Source organism: Pedobacter sp. AC212 (assembly GCF_979258625.1).
Map to the genome: position 1 here is coordinate 5,330,253 of NZ_OZ409870.1, position 24,729 is coordinate 5,354,981.

General features: G+C 36.7%; 19 protein-coding genes and 2 pseudogenes. 12 read left to right on the forward strand and 9 right to left on the reverse strand.

The window, feature by feature from the left end:
- Window positions 1-2 precede the first annotated feature (2 nt).
- Together ACZZZC_RS23050 and ACZZZC_RS23055 are read left to right on the forward strand one after the other, a co-directional pair.
- Window positions 3-218, forward strand: a complete 216-nt coding sequence (locus ACZZZC_RS23050; RefSeq protein ID WP_056851107.1) for a PLDc N-terminal domain-containing protein — start codon at window positions 3-5, stop codon at window positions 216-218.
- Window positions 219-565: 347 nt separating this feature from the next.
- Window positions 566-1,573, forward strand: coding sequence for an IS110 family RNA-guided transposase (locus tag ACZZZC_RS23055; RefSeq protein WP_463483753.1), 1,008 nt, complete (start codon window positions 566-568; stop codon window positions 1,571-1,573).
- A 404-nt stretch (window positions 1,574-1,977) separates the two neighbouring features.
- On the opposite strand, the gene ACZZZC_RS23060 is transcribed toward ACZZZC_RS23055, so the two are convergent.
- The 6 genes and pseudogenes from ACZZZC_RS23060 to ACZZZC_RS23085 all read right to left on the reverse strand — a co-directional run bounded on the left by ACZZZC_RS23060 (window position 1,978) and on the right by ACZZZC_RS23085 (window position 8,362).
- Window positions 1,978-3,261: an MFS transporter gene (locus ACZZZC_RS23060; RefSeq protein WP_463488211.1), complete on the reverse strand. Its 1,284-nt coding sequence runs from the start codon at window positions 3,259-3,261 to the stop codon at window positions 1,978-1,980.
- 90 nt (window positions 3,262-3,351) lie between these two features.
- Window positions 3,352-5,456: pseudogene (recG, locus tag ACZZZC_RS23065) on the reverse strand (ATP-dependent DNA helicase RecG).
- A gap of 4 nt (window positions 5,457-5,460) precedes the next feature.
- Complete coding sequence (locus tag ACZZZC_RS23070; RefSeq protein WP_463488212.1) at window positions 5,461-6,363, reverse strand: EamA family transporter; 903 nt, start codon at window positions 6,361-6,363, stop codon at window positions 5,461-5,463.
- Between the two features lie 2 nt (window positions 6,364-6,365).
- The gene (locus ACZZZC_RS23075) at window positions 6,366-6,746 is read right to left on the reverse strand and encodes a RidA family protein (RefSeq protein ID WP_463484207.1); all 381 of its coding nucleotides are present in this window, start codon (window positions 6,744-6,746) and stop codon (window positions 6,366-6,368) included.
- Between the two features lie 5 nt (window positions 6,747-6,751).
- On the reverse strand, window positions 6,752-6,889 hold the full coding sequence (locus tag ACZZZC_RS23080; protein ID WP_463484208.1) for a DUF6728 family protein: 138 nt from the start codon (window positions 6,887-6,889) through the stop codon (window positions 6,752-6,754).
- A 99-nt stretch (window positions 6,890-6,988) separates the two neighbouring features.
- Window positions 6,989-8,362, reverse strand: coding sequence for an OmpA family protein (locus tag ACZZZC_RS23085; protein WP_463484209.1), 1,374 nt, complete (start codon window positions 8,360-8,362; stop codon window positions 6,989-6,991).
- A 171-nt stretch (window positions 8,363-8,533) separates the two neighbouring features.
- Here ACZZZC_RS23085 and ACZZZC_RS23090 point away from each other — a divergent pair, with 171 nt between their 5' ends.
- Window positions 8,534-9,823 (forward strand): aminopeptidase P family protein, encoded by a 1,290-nt coding sequence (locus tag ACZZZC_RS23090; RefSeq protein ID WP_463484210.1) that lies wholly within the window; start codon window positions 8,534-8,536, stop codon window positions 9,821-9,823.
- A gap of 52 nt (window positions 9,824-9,875) precedes the next feature.
- On the opposite strand, the gene meaB is transcribed toward ACZZZC_RS23090, so the two are convergent.
- Window positions 9,876-10,775, reverse strand: a complete 900-nt coding sequence (meaB, locus tag ACZZZC_RS23095) for a methylmalonyl Co-A mutase-associated GTPase MeaB (RefSeq protein ID WP_463484211.1) — start codon at window positions 10,773-10,775, stop codon at window positions 9,876-9,878.
- A gap of 88 nt (window positions 10,776-10,863) precedes the next feature.
- Between meaB and ACZZZC_RS23100 the strand changes: the two genes are divergently transcribed.
- Together ACZZZC_RS23100 and ACZZZC_RS23105 are read left to right on the forward strand one after the other, a co-directional pair.
- The gene (locus ACZZZC_RS23100) at window positions 10,864-11,772 is read left to right on the forward strand and encodes a glycosyltransferase (protein WP_463484212.1); all 909 of its coding nucleotides are present in this window, start codon (window positions 10,864-10,866) and stop codon (window positions 11,770-11,772) included.
- Window positions 11,773-11,779: 7 nt separating this feature from the next.
- On the forward strand, window positions 11,780-12,826 hold the full coding sequence (locus tag ACZZZC_RS23105) for a glycosyltransferase family 4 protein (RefSeq protein ID WP_463484213.1): 1,047 nt from the start codon (window positions 11,780-11,782) through the stop codon (window positions 12,824-12,826).
- A gap of 1 nt (window position 12,827) precedes the next feature.
- Here ACZZZC_RS23105 and ACZZZC_RS23110 read toward each other — a convergent pair whose 3' ends face one another.
- Window positions 12,828-14,015, reverse strand: a complete 1,188-nt coding sequence (locus ACZZZC_RS23110; protein ID WP_463488213.1) for a glycosyltransferase family 87 protein — start codon at window positions 14,013-14,015, stop codon at window positions 12,828-12,830.
- Window positions 14,016-14,197: 182 nt separating this feature from the next.
- Here ACZZZC_RS23110 and ACZZZC_RS23115 point away from each other — a divergent pair, with 182 nt between their 5' ends.
- The 7 genes from ACZZZC_RS23115 to ACZZZC_RS23145 are packed head-to-tail and all read left to right on the forward strand — an operon-like array spanning window position 14,198 to window position 21,320.
- The gene (locus ACZZZC_RS23115) at window positions 14,198-16,015 is read left to right on the forward strand and encodes an ABC transporter ATP-binding protein (RefSeq protein WP_463484215.1); all 1,818 of its coding nucleotides are present in this window, start codon (window positions 14,198-14,200) and stop codon (window positions 16,013-16,015) included.
- 4 nt (window positions 16,016-16,019) lie between these two features.
- Entirely contained in the window at window positions 16,020-16,715 is a 696-nt protein-coding gene (locus ACZZZC_RS23120) for a glycosyltransferase family 2 protein (protein WP_463484216.1), read from the forward strand.
- Between the two features lie 5 nt (window positions 16,716-16,720).
- Window positions 16,721-17,545 carry a DUF5672 family protein gene (locus ACZZZC_RS23125; protein ID WP_463488214.1) on the forward strand — a complete coding sequence of 275 codons (825 nt, stop codon included), beginning with the start codon at window positions 16,721-16,723 and terminating at the stop codon, window positions 17,543-17,545.
- Window positions 17,542-18,465: a glycosyltransferase family 2 protein gene (locus ACZZZC_RS23130; protein WP_463488215.1), complete on the forward strand. Its 924-nt coding sequence runs from the start codon at window positions 17,542-17,544 to the stop codon at window positions 18,463-18,465. The genes ACZZZC_RS23125 and ACZZZC_RS23130 overlap by 4 nt, the downstream gene beginning before the upstream one ends.
- A 37-nt stretch (window positions 18,466-18,502) precedes the next feature.
- Window positions 18,503-19,237: a glycosyltransferase family 2 protein gene (locus ACZZZC_RS23135; protein WP_463488216.1), complete on the forward strand. Its 735-nt coding sequence runs from the start codon at window positions 18,503-18,505 to the stop codon at window positions 19,235-19,237.
- Window positions 19,234-20,247, forward strand: coding sequence for a hypothetical protein (locus tag ACZZZC_RS23140; RefSeq protein WP_463484220.1), 1,014 nt, complete (start codon window positions 19,234-19,236; stop codon window positions 20,245-20,247). The genes ACZZZC_RS23135 and ACZZZC_RS23140 overlap by 4 nt, the downstream gene beginning before the upstream one ends.
- Window positions 20,247-21,320: an acyltransferase family protein gene (locus ACZZZC_RS23145; RefSeq protein WP_463484221.1), complete on the forward strand. Its 1,074-nt coding sequence runs from the start codon at window positions 20,247-20,249 to the stop codon at window positions 21,318-21,320. The genes ACZZZC_RS23140 and ACZZZC_RS23145 overlap by 1 nt, the downstream gene beginning before the upstream one ends.
- Before the next feature lie 281 nt (window positions 21,321-21,601).
- Here the strand turns inward: ACZZZC_RS23145 and infB are convergent.
- Window positions 21,602-24,689 (reverse strand): annotated as a pseudogene (gene infB, locus ACZZZC_RS23150) (translation initiation factor IF-2).
- Window positions 24,690-24,729: the final 40 nt, after the last annotated feature.

Below are 24,729 nucleotides of genomic sequence, written 5' to 3' on the forward strand. Positions count from 1 at the left end.
CTATGTTAGTAGCACAAATTGAAAGCAACGAAATTGGCATAATCATTATAATTGGCGCCATTTTATGGTTGGCGCTAATTTTAACTGCACTTTATCATATCTCCCGGAACAAAGGAATGCTCTTCCCCGTAAAAGCACTATGGTTTGTAATCATATTGCTAGCTCCATTTTTAGGTTCAATTATTTATTTAATCTGGGGGAAGAATAGAAAGTTTTAGCTTTTTTGCTTTTTTCCAGGTTTGAATAGATTAAAGATTTGGAAAGCAATAGCAGGAATACTTCGGTTGGTTTCTGTCCCGCTGTACCTCCAAGCGCTATGAAAAATAGCGGCTTTCCGTACCATCCCTTAGGTTTGAATATTCTTAGAAATATTTGAGATTTGAATAAAACCTTAACGGCAGTGCTGCACTTTGGCTCGATCTAGGTTAAAGACCTAAAACCCGTATCAGAGCACTGCCGTTTGTTGAACAAGAACCATATAGAATTTTAGTCTTCGCTGGACCGTTAAGGGATTTAGTTTTATTCAACATTAAGGTTTGTTTTTTCCACTTAACAACCCAAAGTTATGAATTACAGATTATTTGCGGGCATCGATGTTTCAAAAATGAAAACAGATGTAGTGTTTTTTCTTACTGAAAATCCTGATGAGCAGTTTCATGGCACCTTTAGCAACAATGAGGAAGGCTGTAAGGAAATGGTGGCCTGGATGCAGGAGCTTACCGGCCTTTCGATTGCTGAGATGCTTTTTTGCGCAGAGGATACCGGACTCTACACACTTCCTATCTGCACCTATTTTGACGGACAGGGCGGAAATCTCTGGGTTGAGAACGCCCTGAGGCTTAAGCGCTCCCTTGGTCTAAAACGTGGCAAATCTGATAAGGCAGATGCTGCCGAAATAGCCAACTATGGTTTTTTACATAGGCGCAAAGCTGTTCTTTTTAAACTTCCGAGCAAAACCATAAGCAAGCTAAAGCATTTATTGAGCTGTAGAAAGCAGCTTGTGAAGCAACAGACGGCATTAAAAAACGCAAGTGGAGAGCTGGAAGCTTTCGATGGAGATTCAGCGGATTTTACATTGGAGATCAGGAAGTCACTGATCAAAGAATATGACAAGAAAATTGACATGATTGAAGCGGAACTTATAAGATGTGTAAAAGCGGACAAACTACTTGAAAAGCAATATCGTCTGGTCAACTCCGTATACTGTATAGGGCCTCAGACAGCGATGTTTATCGTGGTCCTTACGCAAGGATTCAGTCTGTTCGAGGATCCCAGGAAGTTTGCCTGTTATTGTGGTATTGCCCCTTTCGGAAATACCTCTGGAACAACACTAAAGGGGAAACCAAAGGTTAGCCACCTGGCAAATAAAAGAATAAAAACACTACTTACCATGTGTGCGCTCAACACAATCAAAAAGGATAATGAGTTCAAAAGGTATTATGACAGAAAGATACAAGAAGGAAAGCATCATTCAGCTGTTCTAAACGTATTGAGAAACAAACTGGTCAGCAGAGCTTTTGCAGCAGTATTGAAAGACAGACCCTATAAGAAAGATCTTTATAATGCTGCCTAAATATTTTAAAATTTATTTGCAAAAACCATAGAATACGGGTTTAATTTGCAATGCATTTCGTTTTGTAGAAAGCCTTTAACGCTTGCGCCTGCGCGAGTTTCTAACGATTGCAAAATAGTTAAACGATTCCTATCATTTACAGCCATACAGTTATCCCGAACTTACCCCAGCGCTGGTTTTTCACAAGTTAAAGCCTGCGCTCGTTTCTAACGAGCGCATAAATAGCTTTACGTATTCCTATCTTTTAATTGCAAAATGCCCGCCTAGCTAAACCTGACTGTACGAAAATCCTTTTTGTTGTTGACATTAACCCAATCAGCACTAACCAACACAAAAGGATTGCAGGAAAGGAAGGACCACAGCTCAATAGCAGCAGTGACGAAAGTTTTCAAAATATTTATAAATTAACCTTTAGCGGTTTGCTCATTGATATCCTGCAGACTCAATTTGGTAAGAGATTTAGTTTTTAACCAGGTAATAAAAGCAATTCCGATAGTCATACTCCCGCCAAAAACTACGGCAGGAACTAGTTTCATATATTTCGCAGTTAAACCCGATTCAAACTCGCCGATCTCGTTTGAAGAGCCAATGAACATGCTATTTACCGCTGAAACGCGACCCCGCATATGATCGGGTGTAAGCAGCTGCATGATGGTTTGACGGATAATTACACTGACACTGTCAAAAGATCCTTCTAAAAACAAGAAGAAAAGCGTGAGGTAGAAGTTTCTAGACAGGCCGTAACAAATAATGCTCAAGCCAAAGCCTGTTACAGCAATGAGCAAATTTCTCCACGGCTTGCCCATAGGCGAAAATCTAGTCATCAAAAGCATCGTAATCACCGCCCCAGATGAGGCTGCTCCACGCATCATCCCGAGTCCGAAGGAGCCTAAATGAAAAACATCTTTTGCAAAAATAGGAAGCAGTGCAACTGCACCACCAAAAAACACAGAAAAAAGATCTAAACTCATTGCCCAAACCATCATTTTAGTTTTAAAAACAAACTGAATTCCTTCTTTTAAACTGTGAAAGATATTTTGTGTTGGCGCAAAGGTGGCCGGATGTTTTTTAAAAGTGAAGATACAAACCAGTGAAACCGAAACCAGAAAAACGATAACGCTATAGGCAGCGGTAATGCCCCAAAGCCAATTTATGAGTCCACCAAGTAAAGGACCAATAATGGTGGCCAGCTGCCAGCTGCTGCTGCTCCAGGTGCTCGAATTCGGGTAAAGTTCCTTTGGAATAATATTGGCCATCAATGAAAAGGTCGCTGGTCCGAAAAAGCCACGAGCCAAACCGATACAGAAAACTAAACCGTACATGATCAGGACAATCAGATCTTCTTTCAGATTCAAATACTTACTGGTAATAATGAGCATGAGCACCGAAGCAAGCCATACGCCAGAAAATATTTTAATCAGCAAGCCCCGTTTTTCACTTTTATCGGCAATATAACCTCCATAGAGGGCAATTCCGATCGCAGGGATTGCTTCGCACAAACCTACTAAACCAAGCTTTAATGCATCATGGGTTAAATCATAAATATGATACCCGATAACTACCGCCTGCATCTGGTACGCCAGCGTAAAGAAAAAACGCATTCCTAAAAAAGAACGAAATTCTTTAAAACGTAATGCTGCGAATGGATCTTGTTTAACTATAATGGGGTTGGAATCTGAATCTGCCACGAGAAAATATTTCCTACAAAACTAATGTTTGAAAAATTAAAAATCGCAAATGAATTAAATTCAGATTAAAAACGTTACCAGGATATGATGCTAAGAGATCTTGTCAAAAGAAATGCCTCTTTCTAATTTTTGCAAATGCAGTTTCAAAACCCTATTCTCCGGTTTTTCCAATTGTGGATCATTTGAAAAAAGTTCGATAACTGTATTTCTAGCTTCAGATAGAATAATTTGATCCTTGGCCAAATCTGCCAGCTTCAAATCGAGTACACCACTTTGTTGGGTTCCTGAAATATCGCCCGGACCGCGAAGTTGCAAGTCAATTTCTGATATTTCGAAACCATTATTGGTTCGCACCATGGTTTCTAACCGAACTTTACCTTCCTTACTGAGTTTATTTCCGCTCATCAAAATGCAGAAGGATTGCTCTGCTCCCCTGCCAACTCGACCGCGTAATTGGTGTAATTGAGAAAGCCCGAAACGCTCAGAATTCTCAATCACCATAACAGAGGCATTGGGAACATTCACGCCAACTTCAATCACAGTCGTAGCCACCATAATCTGGCTTTTTCCATCAATAAACTGCTGCATTTCAAATTGTTTATCCGCATTTGGCATCTGTCCATGTACGATGCTAATTTGATAATCCGGACGAGGAAATTGATAGCTTAATTGCTCTACGCCGGCCTCGAGGTGCAGAAGATCCAACTTTTCGCTTTCTTTGATCAACGGGTAAACGATATAAACCTGTCGGCCTTTAGCAATCTCCTGTTTCATAAACCCGAACATTCTCAGTCGCTGGCCTTCAAACAAGTGCCTGGTTTCAATAGGTTTTCTTCCAGCAGGCAATTCATCAATGATTGAAACATCGAGATCGCCATAGAGCGTCATTGCCAGCGTACGTGGAATCGGCGTTGCGGTCATCACTAAAATATGTGGCGGGATGACGTTCTTCCGCCAAAGCTTCGCCCGCTGCTCTACCCCAAAGCGATGCTGTTCATCAATAACTACCAAACCGAGATTTTTAAATTGCACTTTATCCTCAATTAAGGCATGAGTTCCGATCAGAATATCTATTTCTCCATTCTCCAGTTGCTCATGCAGGATTGTCCGCTCCTTTTTTTTAGTGCTTCCAGTGAGGATGGCCACTTTCACCAAATCATCAGTTACCAATTCTGTAATGGATGCAAAATGTTGTCGAGCCAGAATTTCGGTTGGGGCCATCATACAAGCTTGATAACCGTTATCGTTTGCTAAAAGCATACTCATCAAGGCTACGGCTGTTTTGCCACTACCTACATCGCCCTGAACTAAGCGATTCATTTGAACCCCACGCTGGGTATCGATTCTAATTTCTTTAACAACACGCTTCTGGGCGTTCGTTAGTTCGAATGGCAAAAATTCTTTATAAAACCGATTCACCTTTTCGCCCACCTTATCAAAAGTTACCCCTTTGAATTTTAGTTGCCTTAACTGCTTATTATGCAATAATTGAAGCTGAATAAAAAAAGCTCCTCGAACTTCAATCTTCTTTCCGCAGCGTTTAAATCCTGCTGATTTTTTGGAAAATGAATACTCAGCAAAGCCTTTCTTTTATCCGGCAACTGATATTTATCAATGATATACTGAGGTAAGTTCTCTGGAACCTCTTTAATAACCTGATCGAGCAGGCCAGCAATTAAACGCTGAATACCTTTAGAATCTAATGTAAACTTTTTTAGTTTCTCCGTAGAATTATAAACGGGCTGTAACGTTAAATTGCCCCTACCTACAGGTTTGTTTTGGTAAAGCTCCATTTCTGGATGGGAAATACTGAAGGTTCCGTTAAATAAAGTCGGTTTGCCGAAGGCCACATAAGCCGTTCCAACGGTAATGTGATCATCTACCCATTTCAAACTTTGAAACCAGACCAGTTCCATGATACCCGTTTCATCTTTGAAAACAGCTATAATCCGCTTCGTTCTTTTATCGCCGATAACCTTTTTGCTGATTACACGACCAATGATCTGAATATATTGTGAATCCGGATTTATTTGATTGATTTTAAAATACTGGGTACGGTCGATATAGCGAAAAGGATAGTGCGAAAGCATATCTTGAAAAGTGAAAAGACCTAAATCCTTTTTCAAAACATCGGCACGACTTGGTCCCACGCCTTTTATAAACTCAATTGGTGTATCTAAAATCGACTGAAACAAATTTCTAAGCTTTTTTGTAAACAATGCTTTTTAGCAATTGTGCATTAAAAATAACAATCGACAACAGCAATAGCAAATAGGCGAAAAGCTGATGCACATCTATCGGTTCCTTAAAATAGAAGAAGGCAACTGCGAAAGCTACGATAGGATTTAGATAGATTAAAATACCTAACGCCGATGATGGCATTCCCAGTAAAGCATAAGCGTTTAAAAAGAGTGGAATAATGGTAAATACCGCAGCAATTAAAAATATATGCGACCAGAAAAAAGCATCAGCAGGAAACGTATTTTCCGTAAACAAATACATGGGCAACATCATCAGGCCTGATAAAATTAATTGAAGGCCTAAAAAATTGAACTTATCAATACCCTTAATTACTTTTAGCACAATAACATAAACTGCATAAAATGATGCGATAAGTATTGCCCAAAGCACTTCAGTTAAAGAACCTGTGGCCAACAACACAATACTTATAAATGCGATAATCAGTGCTATTACTTTAGTCCTGGCAAGTTGTTCTTTAAGGATAGCAAACCCACACAAGGCGGTGATAAGAGGACAAACCATATAAGCAAAAGCGGCAGCCTTTAAGCTTACACTGTTCACTGCATAGATGTATGTAAACCAATTGCCCGTTATTAAGAAGGCAGAAAGAACAGTTAATAACAAGAATCTGGTTTTACTGGATGATGTTAAATTCTTAAAAAAATTAACATCATTTTTTAAGGCATCTCTCCTGAAAAGTAAAATAATTGTCCATACTGTTACAATAGAAACAAATATCCTGTAATAAAGAATCTCTTGAGGTGGGAAACCCTTAATGTTCCGTAATGGGATAGACATTGTACCCCAGATAATGTAGGGTATAATGCCAGCTATAAAGTATTTCGTTTTAGCGGTCGCCAAAATTATTGAACGATCGCAATTACAGAAATCTCTACATTCACATTTTTAGGCAATACAGATACTTGAACAGTTTCACGAGCCGGGAAATCAGCTGTAAAATATTGTCCGTAAATCTCATTAACCTGAGCAAAGGTACCCATATCCGACAGAAAAATAGTTGATTTTACAACGTTATCAAAAGATAATCCGGCCTCTAAAAGCACTGCTTTCAAATTGCGCATTACCTGATGGGTTTCTTCTTCGATGTTAACCAAATTTAGTTCTCCATTTTCTGGATTAATGGCTACCTGACCTGAAACAAATAAAAAATTGCCAGCTTGTACCGCCTGGCTATATGGCCCAATCGGAGCTGGAGCATTTGTAGTAGTGATGATTTTTTTCATAAATTTTATTTAGAAAGCCATTGAACGACTTTATAGATTATACCTGCAAGAAAGATAATGATCGCCAATGCATTGATGAGATGCATAATTTTGATGTTGATGTTATTTGGCCTGTTAGGATCTTTTTTCCTGAAGAAATACATGATACAAACTTAGATAAAAAGCTTTATACAGAAAATTAAAAGGCATAAAAAAAGTCCCGATTTGCATCGGGACTTTCTATTAAACTTTATATTGAAATACTAGTTTCTAGAAGTTTCAACACGACGGTTTTGGATACGACCTTCTTCAGTATCGTTAGAAGCAATTGGATTAGCTTCACCCATTCCTTTAGTAGCAACTTGACTAGCGTTTACACCAGAATTTACTAAGTAAGTTTTAACAGAATTAGCTCTGTCTTTAGATAATTTCATGTTATATGCAGCAGTACCTTCGCTTGAAGCGTAACCGTTTACAGTTACTTTACCACCGTTTTCACGTAACACTGAAGATAATTTATCTAAAGTTGGATAAGCTTCAGTTTTTAAAACTGATGAGTTGAAATCGAAACCGATTTTTTCGAAACCAGTTACATTAGAGTTCTGAGTTGAATCTGGAGCCATTTTAGGAAGTGGACATCCTGAACCATCAACAGCAGTACCTGCAGGAGTTCCTGGGCATTTGTCGAATTGATCAGCAACACCATCACCATCAGTATCTTTTTTCAAATCTTCAACAGATTTTTCAACGTTAGACACACGGTTTTTCAAAGCTTCAACTTCTTGACGTAAAGTAGGATCTTTTAACTCATCGTACATAGTAGCTAATGGGTTAGACCACTCTAAACTTGGTTTTGCAGAAGAACCTAAAGAGAATTCTAATCCAGCATATCCGTAAGAGAATTTATCTTGTGAGTTACCTTTTGCGTAAGTTCCGTCTAAGTTATCAGCATCAACAAAGTTCATAGTGTAACCTAAGTTAAAGTTAACACGCTCAGATACTTTGAATTTAACACCAGCACCAACTGGAATATAGAAACCTTTTACGTAGTCAGCTCTGTCGCCAGATTTAGTTACGTTGTTAGCGTTATCAGCATTACCACCAGCATTACCTTTCCAATCGATAACTGTACCGTTTGCTAAAGTAACTTTAGGTGCATAAGCCATGTAACCGTAACCAGCAGTTAAGAAGAAACCTACTGAGTTCTCACGACGTAAGAAATCGATAGAACCTAAGTTTACAACACCACGTAAATCAACAGCATATTGTAATTCAGTTTCGAATTCTCTGTTTGTAGAACCTGCTCCGTAAATAGTAGCGTCATTTGATCCAGAGATTTTACCACGAGTACCGTTTAATTCTAAAGCGAAAGAGTGACCTAATTGTTTACGGATATTTAAACCGTAACCTAAGTTAACATCCCATTTGTTGTAATCATTGTTACTGCTAATTGGAGCAATTGGCATAAGAACACCACCGTTCAAACCGATTGACCAAGTTCTGTACTGTCCTCTACCACCAAATACCTTGGTGCCAGAAGTTGTTGCAGGTGCATCTTGAGCGACAGCAAGAGTAGCAACTCCTGTTAATGCCACTAAAGAAAGCGCAACACTTTTCTTTAAAGTAGAATAATTCATAATCTTTTTTTCTTTTTAAGGGTAAACAATCTAATTGATTAATTTTTTAGTAATCGCAAAATTAAACAAAAATTTAAATTTTCAAACTTTTATACAAACTCCGTTCCAAACTTCTCTCTAATTAATCATTTTCTTACATTTGAGCATTACCTTGTTAAAACTGTAATTATTATGAAATATCCCCAAATTGATCAGTCACTTTTTATATTAAACAGAATAAACTATGCTAAACAACTTAAAAACAATTCATTAGCTATATTCAATGCTGCTGACGAGTTTCCTAGAAGTGGTGATCAAAATTTTATCTTCAAGCAAAATCCAGATTTATTTTATTTATCTGGAATTGATCAGGAGCAAACAATATTACTCCTATATCCTGATTGTCCTAATCCTTTGTACAGGGAAGTCCTGTTTTTAAGACAGACCAACGATTATATTAAGGTTTGGGAAGGATATAAATATACTAAAGAGCAGGCGAGAGCTGCTTCGGGCATAGAAAACATCTATTGGTTAGAAGATTTCGATAACATTCTGCACAGCATTGTTCACTATGCGGATAATATTTATCTTAATACAAATGAAAATGATAGGTATGCACATTCAGTTCCCTATCGCGATGTTCGTTTTATAGAACAAATGCGCTCCAAATATCCTTTGCACCATTACGAGCGCTCCGCTCCAATTATGCGTGGTTTGAGGGCTGTCAAGTCAGAGCTTGAAATTGGACTTACTAAAAAAGCTTGTGCCATTACACGTGATGCTTTTGTAAGGGTGTTAAAATTTACTAAACCTGGCGTAAAGGAATATGAAATTGAAGCCGAAATTATTCATGAATTTATAAAGCAGGGCGGAACAGGACATGCTTATACACCAATTATTGCTTCGGGCCATAACGCAAACATTCTTCATTATAACGATAACAATCAGGAGTGTAAAGACGGCGATGTGATTCTCTTTGATTTCGGGGCTGAATACGCAAATTACAATGCAGATATGAGCCGGTCAATTCCGGTAAACGGAAAATTTACCCCAAGACAAAAAGAAGTCTACAACGCGGTTTTGCATGTAATGAAGGAAGCTACTAAGCTCATTGTGGCCAACACTGTTTGGAATACTTATCATGAACAGGTTGGAGAGATCATGTCTGAGCAACTGGTTAACCTAGGTTTAATATCTACAACTGATGTTAAAAATCAAAATCCAAATTATCCAGCCTACAAAAAATACTTTATGCATGGCACATCTCATCATTTGGGAATAGATGTACATGATTTTGCTGGGCGATATACGCCATTTGCCGAAGGAAATATATTAACCGTAGAACCTGGTATTTATATCCCTGAAGAAGGCCTGGGCATTCGGTTAGAAAACAATATTTTAATCACTGCCAATGGCAATATCGACTTAATGGCTGATATTCCTGTAGAGGCTGATGAAATTGAAAGTATTATGAATAGTTAAAAGAAGTCTTAAGTCGGCAGCGCAAAGTCCAACCAGCAAGAAATAAAAATGGCTAACTTTTCTTTGCGAATTCTGCTGCGAAGCGATAAACATTAAAATCATCTTTTAATAAGGCTGCCTGAATCTCTTCTCGCAGCCTTTTTTTGTCTACAGGCATCATTTTCTGATTTTGAATCAGTCGCCAGGCTTTCTCCGCGAAAAGAAATTCTTTTCGTTGGTTGGAAACCTTAATGGGTTCTGCAATCCATTTACATAATTCTTCAACGCCAATGTTTTTATCCGCAACCGTTTTTAATATTGGTATCGATTTTACACCTTGATGAACGATCTTTTTTAAATTATTGGCAAACGTATCGGCTCCTTCCCTATCGGCTTTATTAATCACAAAGCAATCGGCAATTTCCATTAAACCTGATTTAATATTTTGCACCTCATCGCCCGATTCGGGGACCAACACCACAATTGTTTTATCTGCAAGTCCTGCAATTTCGACTTCCGATTGACCTACTCCAACTGTTTCAACAATAATCAGATCAAAATTCGAAGCTTTTAACACATCAACCATTTCAATAGTTTTGGCCGAAATACCTCCCAAAGCGCCTCTAGTTGCAAGCGAACGAATAAAAACATTTGGATTGTTAAATTGTGAGACCATTCTAATTCGATCGCCAAGCAAGGAACCAAAATTAAACGGCGAGGTAGGATCGATCGCCAGGATCGCTACACGTTTGCTTTCAGCAGTGAAATGATTTGTAATTGCGTTAACCAGGGTGCTTTTACCAGCACCTGGCGGGCCGGTAATACCAACCACCACTTTAGCCGACTGGCTATCCAGATTTTTCAGGATTAAATCAGCAGGCGCAATGTCATTTTCAACGAGCGTTAATGCTCTCGCTAATGTCTTGTAATTACCGGCTTTTACTTCGCTTAAAATGGATAGATGGGTATTCATCAATAAAACTATCTTTGTACAAAGAAACAGATTTATTTTTCAACGATTGTATCGACTTGGCAAGAAACAATCTAAAAACATTGCGTGCATGAAAGTAAGTGGCTTTAGCTATATGAGAAACAGTTTTAAGTATGGCTATCCAGTAATCGAGTCTATCAAATCTATATTACCTTTATGTGATGAATTTATTGCAGTAGTTGGAAAATCAGATGATGGAACAAGAGAAGCCATTGAAGCTATCGGATCAGACAAGATTAAAATTATAGATACCGTATGGGATGATTCACTTATTGAGGGAGGAAAGGTTTTTGCACAACAAGCTAATATTGGATTAAAGGCCGCCACGGGAGATTGGGTTTTTCACATACAATCTGACGAGGTATTTCATGAAAAAGATTTACCTAAAATAAAAAAAGCCATGGAGGATAACCTTCATGATAATAAGGTAGAAGGATTTTTATTCGATTTCCTTCATTTCATTGGAGATTATAAGCACATTGGTACAACCAGAAAATGGCACCGGAGAGAAATCAGGATTGTCAGAAACAATCCTAACTTTTATTCTTATAAAGATTCTCAAGGTTTCAGAAGCTATCCGAGTTTGGAAGATTATCAAAAGAATATCAATAGTCGCAAGCTAAATGTAAAATGGATAGATGCCAAAATCTTTCATTATTCTTATTGCCGTAACCCTTATTTACTACTTGGAAAAGTAAAAAGATTCACTGGGTACTATCAGTCTGAGGAAAAAACAGTTGAGCAATATAAAAATTATGAAACTTTTGATTTTGAAAGTGTGGCCGACATTCTAGCTCCTTTTGAAGAGCCTCATCCAGAAACGATGAAAACGGTAATTGCTGCGCAAGATTGGGTATTTAAACATAATCCCAATAAGATTGATTTATCTCCAAGGCGAATGTTTTTGCATAGGATTGAGATGATTACAGGATGGAGAATTGGCGAATATAAAAACTATAAGATCCTACCAAGTAAATAATTCATCCATGAAAATTGTTTTTGATTGTGAACGGATGAAATATCCGTATACGGGATTATTTGAATATTGCCATCAACTGGGCTTGTCTTTGATTAAGACAAAAAAAAATGGTGATGAAGTTTCGCTTTATGTACGCCAAAAAGACCAGCACAATTTCGATGAGGGCACTTCTTTCATCACTCAAAATAGTCTGCATAAATTTATTTTCCCATCGATAAATAAAAATATTGATTTGTGGCACACCACTCATCAGATTTCTTCTTACCTGCCTCCAAATAAAAAGTTAATAAAAGTATTAACGGTGCATGATTTAAACTTTTTACATGAAGAAAAGTCAGATGCTAAGCGCAAAAATCAGGTTAAAAAGCACCAAAAGGTTATAGATAAAGTTGATCATATCATTGCAATATCAGAATTTACCAAAGAAGATATCCTTAAACATTTAAAAGTAAATAAGCCAATAACAGTAATTTACAATGGTGCAAAAGTTGAGAAATTTCCCGAATTTAATCAGCCAAAATATCGACCAAAACAAAAATTTCTCTTTTCCTTAGGCACAGTTATTCCCAAAAAAAACTTCCACACCCTACCTTGCCTGCTAGAAGATAACGATTTCGAACTCATTATTGCAGGAAAGGAAGATGGCGGTTACGCTGATAAAATTAGGGAAGAAGCTATCAAACATGGAGTGCAAAATCGGGTACACCTTGTAGGCCCGGTTAGCAGTGAGGAGAAATATTGGTATTACAATAACTGCAGTGCATTTCTTTTCCCTTCATTAGCAGAAGGTTTTGGAATTCCTGCCATTGAAGCTATGAATTTTGGCAAACCAGTCTTTCTCTCTAAATTAACTTCGTTACCCGAAATAGGTGGTGAATTGGCTTATTACTTCGATAATTTTGAAAACGGCCACATGAAGAAAGTTTTCAAAGAGGGCTTAGCTGACTATGAAAAGAATCAACCTGCGGATGCTATAATTGCACATGCCCAAAAATTTAATTGGGAACAATGTGCCGAGGCTCATTGGAAACTATATCACTCGTTAATGCGCTAGTTTAACTCAAAACCAATTTTTCATCATTATTAATTTGATCCTTCTTGTTAAAATCAACAGTTAGCATCTGATAGAGAATAAAAAACCAAATAACTACACAAGGCAAAGCTTTTAACGCATAAAGCCTGATAAAGGTTCTTGCAAACGGGGGAATAATATCGGTAGGCGAAAGGCTCGTTACTATAAATGCAAATACCAACAAACCAATTATCCAAGGTGTTTTTCGGCTTTGACAAACAAACCATACCGCAATACCAACAAAGGCTATGATATAAGTAGGTGATTCTGAACCCGTACTAAAAATTACCGTAAAAATTAAAGTTGAGGCCAATAACAACAACCTAAACCCAACGTTTTTATATTGACTAATACGAAGGTAAGGTAACAGAAAAAGCAACAAACCACCCAAAAGCATAGGCCAGTTTGGAATTTCTTTATCTCCAAAAACCCGCCTAACTATGCCCATTAATGAAATATCCTGAAATGAATCAAGATTGATGTTACTCGAATTTTTATGCACCAGCGCCTCATACCAATCCTGATAAGAACGCAGAATATATCCAGGCGAAGAAAACAGCATAGGCAGTACAAAAAGAACCGCTAAACTTAAAACCCCATATAGAATCAACCTGATCTTTTCCTTTGTAAAGAAAAAATAAGCTAAACTAACTACTCCATAAAGCTTAACAAGCATACCAAAAGCAATAAAAAATGCAGATTGAGCATTTTTATTTTTCAGCATATAACTGAAACTTAATAACATTGTGCCAGTTAGAGCAATATTAAACTGATAGCTGAATAAAGATGTTAGTGCCTCATGAGCGCAAATCCATGCAATAATAGTTTTTTTATTCTCTGATATAGGAAGGCTGTAAATCCCCCAAAGAAGAACAATTACGTTTGCAACATTCCACAAACAAACACCAATCCAGTCAGGTAAAACCGCAAACGGCATCATAAAGACACCAAATACAGGTCCATAATGATTGCAATCTATATACGGATTTGCCGGAGAATTGATATATAGAGGCTGTTGTTCAATTAGATGCCAAAATGTATATTTAAAAATCAGATAATTATTAAATGTATGATGCAGATATTGTTTAAGTGCTGCAACTAAAGCAAGCAATATATAGGCACCATACACCAACTTCCTATTTAAAAAGAAGTTCCAATTTAAATTTCTCAAGGCTTTTAATTGTTGTTTGCTGCAAAGAACGAAATTTAAAGTGAAAAAAGAGAATCCCAAACCCATCAACTATGAGAACAGAATAGCTGGTCTTTCTAACTTAATATCATACTGCTTTCACAAATTGGAGGAATAATGATAAACACCCCAAAATGCTTAGCTTTGCATCATATTTTATTTGAATGAAAATTTATTTCCGATTATTATCTTTTGCTAAGCCAATAGAGAAATTTGCTATTCCTTATATTATAGCAACACTTTTCGCTATTATTTTCAATACTTTTTTATTTACTTTATTAGGCCCATTATTAGAAACCTTATTTATTAAAGATGCACCAACAACTTTAACCAAAGTAAGTTCATCGATAGATTTCATGGGCAGATTTAGTGAATATATTAAACATGCAATTGATGTTTATGGTAAAATTGAAACGCTTAAAATTGTTTGCATAGTCATTGTAGTTACCGTTATCCTTGCAAACCTATTTCGCTATCTTTCCCAGCGTTTTATGGAAGATTTGAGAGTTCATACATTACTTAATTTACGCAAAACCGTTTTTGATAACGTGATGAACTTGCATATTGGATATTTCAACAATGAGCGAAAAGGTGATATTATTTCAAAAGTTGCGTCTGATGTACAAGTTGTACAATTTACGGTTACAAACACCCTTCAAGTTATTTTCAAAGAGCCAATTCAGTTATTATTTTACATTGCTGTACTAGTTTCTATTTCATTAAAATTAACTTTATTTTCACTTTTGGTCATTCCAATATCAGGCTTTATCATCAGTAAAATTGTTAAAAGATTAAAATCTCAAGCAAAAGAATCACATGAATCTTTTGCGAAAATGATAGGATTTCTAGATGAGGCTTTGAGTGGTATAAAAATCATTAAAGCATTTAATGCCACTCCTAGGATTAAAGGAAAATTTGACGATGAGAATAAGTTTTATTCTTTTCTTAATAGAAAAATGGCAAGAAGACAACAACTTGCTTCACCAGTTTCTCAAACATTGGGAGTGTTTGTAGTGGTGTTCATTGTACTGTACGGTGGTACAATGATTTTGACAGGACAAGGCGACTTAACGCCATCAAAGTTTTTAGTGTATATCGCAACTTTTTCTCAGGTGATGCAACCCGTTAAAGCATTAACCGATTCATTTAGCGGAATCCATTCTGGAATTGCTGCTGGTGAAAGGGTGCTAGATTTAATTGATACTAAACCTCTTTTATTGAATGCCCCTAACGCAAAAGTTTTGGATGGTTTTCATCATGAAATTAAATTTGAAAACGTTTCATTTAACTATGGTGAAAAGGAAATTTTAAATGCAATCAGTTTTAATATACAAAAGGGAAAAACAGTTGCTTTAGTGGGGCCATCTGGCGGTGGAAAAAGTACGTTAATGGATTTGATTCCTCGCTTTCACGACCCAAAATCAGGAAGTATCAAAGTTGATGGCCATAATTACCAGGATTTAACAGTGGAGAGTATCCGAGCTCAAATGGGCACCGTAAACCAGGAATCGTTTCTTTTCAATGATACAATATTTAATAACATCGCTTTCGCTAAACCGGAAGCTACAATGGAAGAAGTTGTAGCTGCTGCAAAAATTGCAAACGCTCATGATTTTATTGAAAATACCGAAAACGGTTATTATTCTTTCGTAGGTGATCGAGGCAATAAGCTCTCAGGCGGACAAAAACAGCGTGTTTGTATTGCCCGGGCAGTTTTGGCTAATCCACCAATCATGCTTTTAGATGAAGCAACATCAGCACTCGATACAGAGTCAGAAAAACTGGTTCAGGAAGCTTTAAATAACTTAATGAAAAACCGGACTTCCATTGTAATTGCTCACCGTTTAAGTACTATTCAACACGCTGATCAAATTATTGTAATCGATAAAGGAAGCATAATAGAAACTGGAAACCATAATGAATTAATGGCTCAAGGCGGACTTTACAAGCGTTTAATTGATATGCAGGCTTTCAACGATTAAACGTATGTTGTCGATTGTTATTGTAACCTATAACGCAGCATCAACGCTTCAACAATGTTTAGATAGCATCTACTTACAAAGATTAAAAGAAATAAAAATCGTAGTAATCGATGGTAGCAGTACTGATGGCACGATAGAACTGTTGAAACGAAATAATTCTAAACTTTCATTTTGGAAATCAGAAAAAGATTCTGGTATATATGATGCCATGAACAAAGCCCTGAAATTCGTTAACACAGAATGGGTATATTTTCTAGGTGCGGATGATGAATTGCTCCCTGATTTTTCAGACTTTGCAAATCAATTAAAAGATTTACGCTTTATCTATTATGCTAACGTAATTTACAAAGGCAAAAAACATTCTGGGGAAGTTTCCGCATATCGCCAGGCGAAATTAGGCTTGTTTCATCAATCAATTATTTACCCTACTTCCGTTTTTCAAAAATATAAATACAATACCAGGTATAAAATTGCCGCAGATTATGCGTTAAATATGCAATTGTATAAAGATTCAGAATATAGATTTAAACATCTGGATTACGTTATTGCAAAATATAACGATACTGGTGTCTCTGCGATAAATAAAGACCTTGATTTTGAAGCTGACAAACAATCTTTAATCTTAAATAATTTTGGCATTAAAATATGGGTAAGAAGCTTAATAAGGCTAACAAAAGCTAAACTATTTAAAAAAAATTGAGCAGAATGATGAAGGAGCAAGTGGTCATTATAATTCCTTTTTACCAAGATAAAATCGATTACAACAGTCAATTTTCCTTAAATCAATGTTTCAATGTTTTAGGGCATCATAAGATTGTGGCTATTAAACCAAGTAAACTTGATATTTCTAACACGATCGGTAATTTTCAATTCGATGAAGTAGTAAGTTTTGATGATAAGTATTTTAAAAATATTGCGGGCTATAATGCCCTTATGCTCTCTGATGAGTTCTATGGATCTTTCTTACGATATGAATACTTACTAATCCATCAACTTGATGTCTTCGTCTTTTCAGATCAATTACAGTTTTGGTGCAATCAAAGTTATGATTATATCGGTGCACCGTGGCTCTATCCAACAAGTTCGGGCATTAATATGAGCAACATAAGTGTATACTTGAAAAGCTATTTTTATCGCCGTTATAATGTCCATCGTGATGGCTTGCCTAATGCAAAGCAGCTACATAATCAAGTTGGTAATGGCGGATTTTCGCTGCGTAAGGTGGACAAATTTCAGCAATTACTGAATAGATACAGAGATCAAGTCAGTTATTATTTGAATAGGCCAGAACTTGAATTTAATGAGGATATATTTTGGTCTATAGAAATTAATAGACGTTCTACACAAATCAAAAAACCGAGTTACAAAGAAGCTATAAAATTTGCAATAGAAACTGAACCCCAAATTGCCCTAGGACTAAATAAAGGCAAACTTCCATTTGGATGCCATGGTTGGGATAAAAACTTAATATTTTGGTCTAGTATATTGGAAGATTACGGTTATGACATTAATCAAAATACTGCTAAATGATCTGTGAAAACAAACCTCTTATTTCAATAGCATTATGTACTTATAATGGCGAAAAGTACATTGAGAAACAATTGGATAGTTTAGTTTCTCAATCATACACACCTATTGAAATCGTCATATCAGATGATTCCTCGACTGATGGAACATGGAATATACTAGAAAAATATGCTGCAGTTTATCCGTTCATCAAATTATTTAAAAGTAGAATAAACCTAGGCTTTACTAAAAATTTTGAGCAGGCCATTTCATTTTGCAATGGAGACTTTATAGCCCTCAGCGATCAGGATGACATTTGGGATACTGATAAGTTATCAATTTTATATAATGAGTTAGGAGACTCCGACTTAATTTATCATGATTCAAATTTTATAGATGAAAATGATAATCCCATTCTAGGCAAAAAAATGAGTGATCACTACAACACCTATGATGGAAGTTCAAATCTTCCGTTTCTGATATCAAATTGTGCAGCGGGACACGCCATGATGTTTAAAAAGACATTAACGCAAAAATTTCTGCCATTCAAAGATGGCTATTATCATGATTGGTGGATTATTTTTGTAGCAGCAACATTCGGAAAAATCAAATCAATTCCAGATGTTTTGGTAAAATACAGGCAGCACGATTTAAGTATTACTGACTCACTTTCTTTAAAAGCTACCAGCACAATGGATGGAAATAAAGGATATCTAAACTTCAACTTAAATTGGATTAAGCATTGCTTAACCTTACCGAATATAAAAAATAAAGAAGAAATTGAGATAATCTACAAGCAACTAAAAAGCTACAAAGAAGGAAGTAGGGGTATGAAATTATTTATCTTTTTGTTGCGCTATTATCACCTATTATTTTATTTCCATATCAAAAACAAATCTTTTATAAGCCGATTAAATTTAATTAGAAAGATTAGCTTTGGTTAAGATATACCCATATAACGTTACGTAATCAATATAAAAAATGAAAATTAGCTTTGTTATTCTTACCTGGAACCGATATAAGTTTTTAGACAAATGTTTAGCAGCATTATTACCTGCAATCAATGCTAAAAATGAGGCAGAAGTAATTGTGATGGATAATGGCTCGACAGATGAAACAGAAGTTGTTTTAAATCAATATGCGTCAAATCCACTTGTAAAAATCATAAGAAGAAAGAAGAATTATGGCCTAAACGCCTACAAAAAATTATTTGGTATGTCCAAAGGAGAATATGTAGTCATTGTTGATGATGATGTACTTAGCTTTCCTGCGGGATTAGATGATCTTTTCATTGATTATTTAAAGGCATTTCCTGACTATGGTTTTATTGCTTTGAATGTAATACAAAACGAATTTACATTAGGCGCTAAACCTCCAATAGAAAATTATGTTGAAGAAGTAAGTGGTGGTAAAGTAATTGAAAAAGGCCCAACTGGCGGATGGTGTGCTTGCTTTAAGAAAACAAATTACAATAAAATCAAACTTAGGTTTCTACTTACAAATTTGGATATGTCAAAATCTGAAGATGGGCTATTAGTAAACCTGTTTAGCAGAAAACTAAAATTAAAATCCGGTTTAATTAGAGATCACTATTGTTTGCATGCGTGTGGCCCACATTATGCCCGTGAATATGGCCATATGGATAGAGAACTTGAAAAATACAGTATGGCCGGTTTAAATTCTATTGTAGAAGAATACAAAAACTACCAGGGATGATAGAATTGAACCAAGGTGCAAAAATATTTATTCAATGTCCTGCGGGTTTAGCTACCGGCGGGCCTGAGGCATTGCATCAATTAGGTCACTATCTTAATAAAATTGGCTTCAATGCCTTAATGTATTATGTTGCATCCAATCATTCAGATCCAGTTCATCCACAATACAAAAGCTACAATGTACCCTTCACTTTTGAAGTGGAAAATAGTTCAAATCATTTGTTGATTATCCCTGAATCTAACTTATATCCTATCTATCAAAAGGCTTATTCTCGAATGAAGAAAGCAATTTGGTGGCTAAGCGTATCTTATTATTGGGAGTGCCTCGAACCGTGGAAGGAAAAGATTAAGAAAAAGAAATTTTATGCCTTAAAGTCAATCATCAATCCGCATATAAATCCTCCGCTTCCAACTCCTGCTAGGTTGCGGAAACTACCTTTATACCACATCAGACATTCCTATTTTTCTGAGGTATTTTTAAAAAGTAATAACATTTCAATAAGTGGAAAAATATCTGATTATATGAACGCAGCGTTCTTTGATCGTGTTTTGAAAAATCAAATCAAGGAAGATATCATATTATATAACCCTAAAAAAAATGGTGCTTTTCTTGAATCTGTCATATCAAAAAGCAGTCACCTCAATTGGGTAGCAGTTAAAAATCTAACTGCAGATGGAGTTGCAGATTTAATGAATCGCAGTAAAGTTTACGTTGATTTTGGCTTTCATCCAGGTAAGGAACGCATGCCTAGAGAGGCTTGCATAATGAAATGTATTATGATTATTGGCAGAGATGGGTCTGCCCAATATTCAGAAGACATGCCAATTCCTGATGTGTACCGGTTCGAAAAAGACCCTAACAAAATAGATGAAATAATAACTTTAATAGAGGATTGTTTCAAAAACTATGATGATCACATCCAAAATTTCGTGAGTTATAAAGCTGAACTTGGTGAAGAAGAACATGTGTTTGAAAAAGATATTAGAAAAGTATTCCACTATAAAAATTAATGCAAGAGCTGAAAAAAAACAAAGACTATAGTTTTATCGATAATTTGCGCTTCATTTCTATGTTCGGAATAGTAATGGAACACAGCACATTATTTTGGGGTAGAAATTTTGAAACACTTAACGAACAGATCGTTCAAACAGTAAGTATTCAGATTTTTAAGTTTGGAACCATACTTTTTTTTATTCTTTCAGGTTTTCTCATCGGCGATAAATTTACGAGTTACAGCTCAGGAGAATATATTAAAAGGCGTTTTAGTAATACCATTAAGCCATGGTTGTTTTGGTGCTCAGCCATGCTTATTCTAACCTATGTAAGTTGGTATGTGAAGTATATAAAATCCGATAATATGGAATTACTTATTAACCCAGTAAGTAAATTTTTCGAAAATATTATACACATTACCACTGATACAAGCTATTGGTTTATCTTAAACTTTATGGTGTGCATTGCTACCTTGCTGGTATTTAGGAAATATTTATTTTCAAATATCTTCGGAGGCATCTTAGCCATATTTTCATTTTGCTATTCCGCAAACCTATATATTCAAATATTTCCAACGGAGCATACTATAGCAATGTTTGGCTTTATATTTTACTTATGGCTAGGTTTCAAATTAAATCAAAACTTCGACACGTTTTGTAAATGGGTAGAAAACATTAAATTCTGGCATTTCGCAGTAGCTATTGCATTTACATTTGTGCTTTCATGCATAGAATCAGTAAACTTAATGCACATCTTACCTAACGATCCATTTAATACGCTACGTATTTCTAATATTCTCTATTCGTTGGTAATGTTCGTTTTTCTATTTAGATATGCTAACTTTAGTTTTATTAAGAAATTTAAACCAAGAGAAACAACGTTTGGAATTTACTTAATTCATCAGTTATTGGTATTCTATTTATTACCATTAATATTTCAGCCTTTACAAATTCACGATAATCAAAAATCTGTCTATGTGCTGGTTGTCTTACAAGTTGTAAGGTTTTTGATTGTTTATCCAACTGCTTATTTTTTAGCCCGTTTAATTGCTTTGGCATCCAAGAAAATATCATGGATTATTGGCCAGTGATCAAGTATAACAAAAACTACTAGCCGATTATAGCAACTCATAATGTTGACTAATGGTCTGGTCGCAACATAAACAGTGTATTTTGCCTATTTATCTACCATCCCAGTAAGCATTAGCTTATTTAAACGTCTTTCCAGAGTTTTAAACCTAATAGATGATCTGTCCATAATTGGAAATTTAAAAAGACACTATCATCGGATCATTTTAGACGATGAAATCTGATACAAAAAAAAGAGTCCCGAATAAATTCAGGACTCTTTAACATTTATGTATGGGAAATATTACAATTTCCTAGCTACTTCTACTTGTTCGTAAGCTTCTACGATATCGCCAACTTCGATGTTGTTAAAGTTTTGAATGTTTAAACCACACTCGTAACCTTTATTCACTTCTTTCACATCATCTTTAAAGCGTTTCAATGATGCTAACTCGCCTGTGTAAACCACAACTCCATCTCTAACGATACGGATTTTGCTGTTACGGGTGATCTTACCATCCAATACCATACAACCTGCGATGGTACCCACTTTAGTGATTTTGAAAGTTTCGCGAATTTCAACGTTAGCCACAATTTTCTCTTCAAATTCTGGATCCAACATCCCTTCCATTGCCGATTTGATCTCGTTGATCGCATCGTAAATGATCGAATATAAGCGGATATCGATTTGTTCAGCTTCAGCTAACTTACGTGCGCCTGTAGATGGACGAACCTGGAAACCGATAATGATCGCATCAGAAGCAGAAGCTAACAATACATCAGATTCTGAAATCTGACCAACACCTTTACTAATGATGTTGATTTGGATTTGCTCAGTCGATAGTTTCAACAATGAATCGGCTAATGCCTCGATCGAACCATCCACATCACCTTTAACAATGATGTTAAGCTCTTTAAAGTTACCAATCGCTAAACGACGACCGATCTCATCCAGGGTAATGTGTTTCTGTGTACGTAAACCTTGCTCACGTTGCAACTGCATCCGTTTGTTTGCAATATCACGTGCTTCAGTTTCACTTTCTAAAGCGTTGAAACGATCACCCGCTGTAGGTGCGCCTTGCATACCCAGAACCTGTACTGGTTGCGATGGGCCTGCAGATTCTACCTTCATACCACGTTCGTTGGTTAACGCTTTTACACGTCCGCTGTAACTACCTGCTAAAATTGGATCTCCAACTCTTAACGTACCAGCCTGAACCAATACCGTAGTTACAATACCACGACCTTTATCTAATGCTGATTCAATTACCGACCCTGTTGCTCTCTTATTCGGATTAGCTTTAAGTTCTAATAATTCAGCTTCTAATAATACTTTATCTAAAAGTAAATCAACATTTAAACCGCTTTTGCTTGAGATTTCTTGTGATTGATATTTACCACCCCAATCCTCAACCAAAATGTTCATTACTGATAACTGCTCACGAACTTTATCTGCATTTGCACCTGGTTTATCCACTTTTGTGAAAGCAAATACCAATGGAACGCCTGCCGCTTGTGCGTGGTTAATTGCCTCTTTTGTTTGAGGCATCACTGCATCATCCGCAGCAATAACGATAATAGCGATATCTGCAACTTTAGCACCACGGGCACGCATCGCTGTAAAGGCCTCGTGACCAGGCGTATCTAAGAAAGTTACTTTTTTACCTGAAGGCGTAGTTACCATGTAAGCACCAATGTGCTGCGTGATACCACCTGCCTCACCAGCAACCACATTTGCTTTACGGATATAATCCAGCAATGAAGTTTTACCGTGATCGACGTGACCCATAATTGTAACAACCGGGGCTCTTTCGATTAAGTCTGCTTCGTTATCAACTTCTTCAATTACGTTTTCCTCGTCTTCATCTGGTTTAACGAATTGGATTTCGTAACCAAACTCATCAGCAACGATGGTTAAAGTTTCAGCATCTAAACGTTGATTGATTGATACGAACATACCAAGACTCATACAAGTACCAATAATTTTGGTTACCTGAACATCCATCATGCTCGCCAACTCATTCGCCGTAACAAACTCTGTTACCTTTAATATCTTCGATTGAGATTCAAGCTCATTTGCTGCCTCTTCTGCATTGTAAGCTACATCATCACGTTTCTGACGACGTAATTTAGCACGTTGAGCAAATTTACCAGACTTACCAGCTCCACTTAAACGAGCAAGTGTTGCTTTAATTTGATCTTGAATTTCTTTCTCAGTAGGTTCTTCTTTAGGTCCGCTTGGTGTAGCATTTCTATTTTGGAAACCTGGTCTGTTGTTATTTCTATTTCCTTGATAAGGAGTTCCGCCTTGTCCGGCTGGTCGGTTACCTTGATAAGGTGTACCACCCCCTGGCCTGTTACCTTGATAAGGTTGACGTGGTTGCCCTGGTGCACCACCCTGACCCTGGCCTGCAGGGTTCTGCCCTTGTTGACCTTGACCACCATGTTGACCTGGCTGACCTGGAGCTCCAGGAGTTTTTTTACGTTTACGTTTACGTTTTGCAGCTTCACTATCGCTAGATGATGCTACAGGACCATTTCTTCTATCTGGAGTAGTTGGTAAAACAATTTTACCAATAATATTAGGACCAGTTAATTTAACAGTACGTGCTTTTATAACTTCAGGCTCATTACTTACCGGTTTAACCTCAGCAGGTTTTTCTTCCGCTTTAGGTTGTTCAACTGGTTTAGCTGGCTCTGGTGTTTTAACTTCTGGAGTAACTGGAGCTGATGGAGCAGGCTGAGCTACCGGAGCTTCTCCAGCAGGCAGGTCCTTTTTAACCTCTACAGGTTTTTCTTCTGCTTTTGGTTGCTCAACTGGCTTAGCTGGCTCCTCTACTTTAGCTGCTGGTGCAGGTGGAGCAACAGGTGCCTCTTCCTTTTTAGAAGGACGCGTTTTCGAGTTAAGATCATTTAAATCGATCTTTCCTACAATTTTCACACCTGGTAAACCGGTTTCTTCTGCTTTATCTTCAGCCTTAGTTTCTTTTACTGGTTCTGCTGCCGCAGGAGCAGGAGTTTCTGCCTGAGGTGCTGGTGTTTCAGCAACCTTAGGTTTCTCTGCCGGAGGATTAAATGACTGAGCATTCTTAATCAGAATCTCATCGCTTTTTTCAAAGTCGGTATTTTTCTTCGGCGCTTCTACTGGCTTTCCAGTCTCAGGCTCGTCACGACGTATTTTACCAATCACTATTTGTTTGGCTTCTTCTCTTACGATCTTATCTCCCTGATACTCTTTTAATAAGGCATTATACATGTCTCCCGTAAGTTTAAACATAGGGCTTTTCTCGGCAGAGAATCCCTTTTTGTTTAAAAAACTCAACGGCCGTACCCATGCCTATATTAAGTTCTTTAATAGCTTTAATTAAAATGATTGGTTTGTCGTCTGACATTTAGCTCCTGTTATTTTTTCTTAATAATACAAAAGTAGTG

Coding starts and splice junctions, on each gene's coding strand:
- ACZZZC_RS23125 (WP_463488214.1), top strand. CDS start 16,721: ATGATGAAGGAGCAAGTGGTCATTATAATTCCTTTTTACCAAGATAAA.
- meaB (WP_463484211.1), bottom strand. CDS start 10,775: ATGAATACCCATCTATCCATTTTAAGCGAAGTAAAAGCCGGTAATTAC.
- ACZZZC_RS23135 (WP_463488216.1), top strand. CDS start 18,503: ATGAAAATTAGCTTTGTTATTCTTACCTGGAACCGATATAAGTTTTTA.
- ACZZZC_RS23100 (WP_463484212.1), top strand. CDS start 10,864: ATGAAAGTAAGTGGCTTTAGCTATATGAGAAACAGTTTTAAGTATGGC.
- ACZZZC_RS23050 (WP_056851107.1), top strand. CDS start 3: ATGTTAGTAGCACAAATTGAAAGCAACGAAATTGGCATAATCATTATA.
- ACZZZC_RS23075 (WP_463484207.1), bottom strand. CDS start 6,746: ATGAAAAAAATCATCACTACTACAAATGCTCCAGCTCCGATTGGGCCA.
- ACZZZC_RS23120 (WP_463484216.1), top strand. CDS start 16,020: ATGTTGTCGATTGTTATTGTAACCTATAACGCAGCATCAACGCTTCAA.
- ACZZZC_RS23055 (WP_463483753.1), top strand. CDS start 566: ATGAATTACAGATTATTTGCGGGCATCGATGTTTCAAAAATGAAAACA.
- ACZZZC_RS23105 (WP_463484213.1), top strand. CDS start 11,780: ATGAAAATTGTTTTTGATTGTGAACGGATGAAATATCCGTATACGGGA.
- ACZZZC_RS23140 (WP_463484220.1), top strand. CDS start 19,234: ATGATAGAATTGAACCAAGGTGCAAAAATATTTATTCAATGTCCTGCG.
- ACZZZC_RS23085 (WP_463484209.1), bottom strand. CDS start 8,362: ATGAATTATTCTACTTTAAAGAAAAGTGTTGCGCTTTCTTTAGTGGCA.
- ACZZZC_RS23115 (WP_463484215.1), top strand. CDS start 14,198: ATGAAAATTTATTTCCGATTATTATCTTTTGCTAAGCCAATAGAGAAA.
- ACZZZC_RS23145 (WP_463484221.1), top strand. CDS start 20,247: ATGCAAGAGCTGAAAAAAAACAAAGACTATAGTTTTATCGATAATTTG.
- ACZZZC_RS23130 (WP_463488215.1), top strand. CDS start 17,542: ATGATCTGTGAAAACAAACCTCTTATTTCAATAGCATTATGTACTTAT.
- ACZZZC_RS23090 (WP_463484210.1), top strand. CDS start 8,534: ATGAAATATCCCCAAATTGATCAGTCACTTTTTATATTAAACAGAATA.
- ACZZZC_RS23080 (WP_463484208.1), bottom strand. CDS start 6,889: ATGTATTTCTTCAGGAAAAAAGATCCTAACAGGCCAAATAACATCAAC.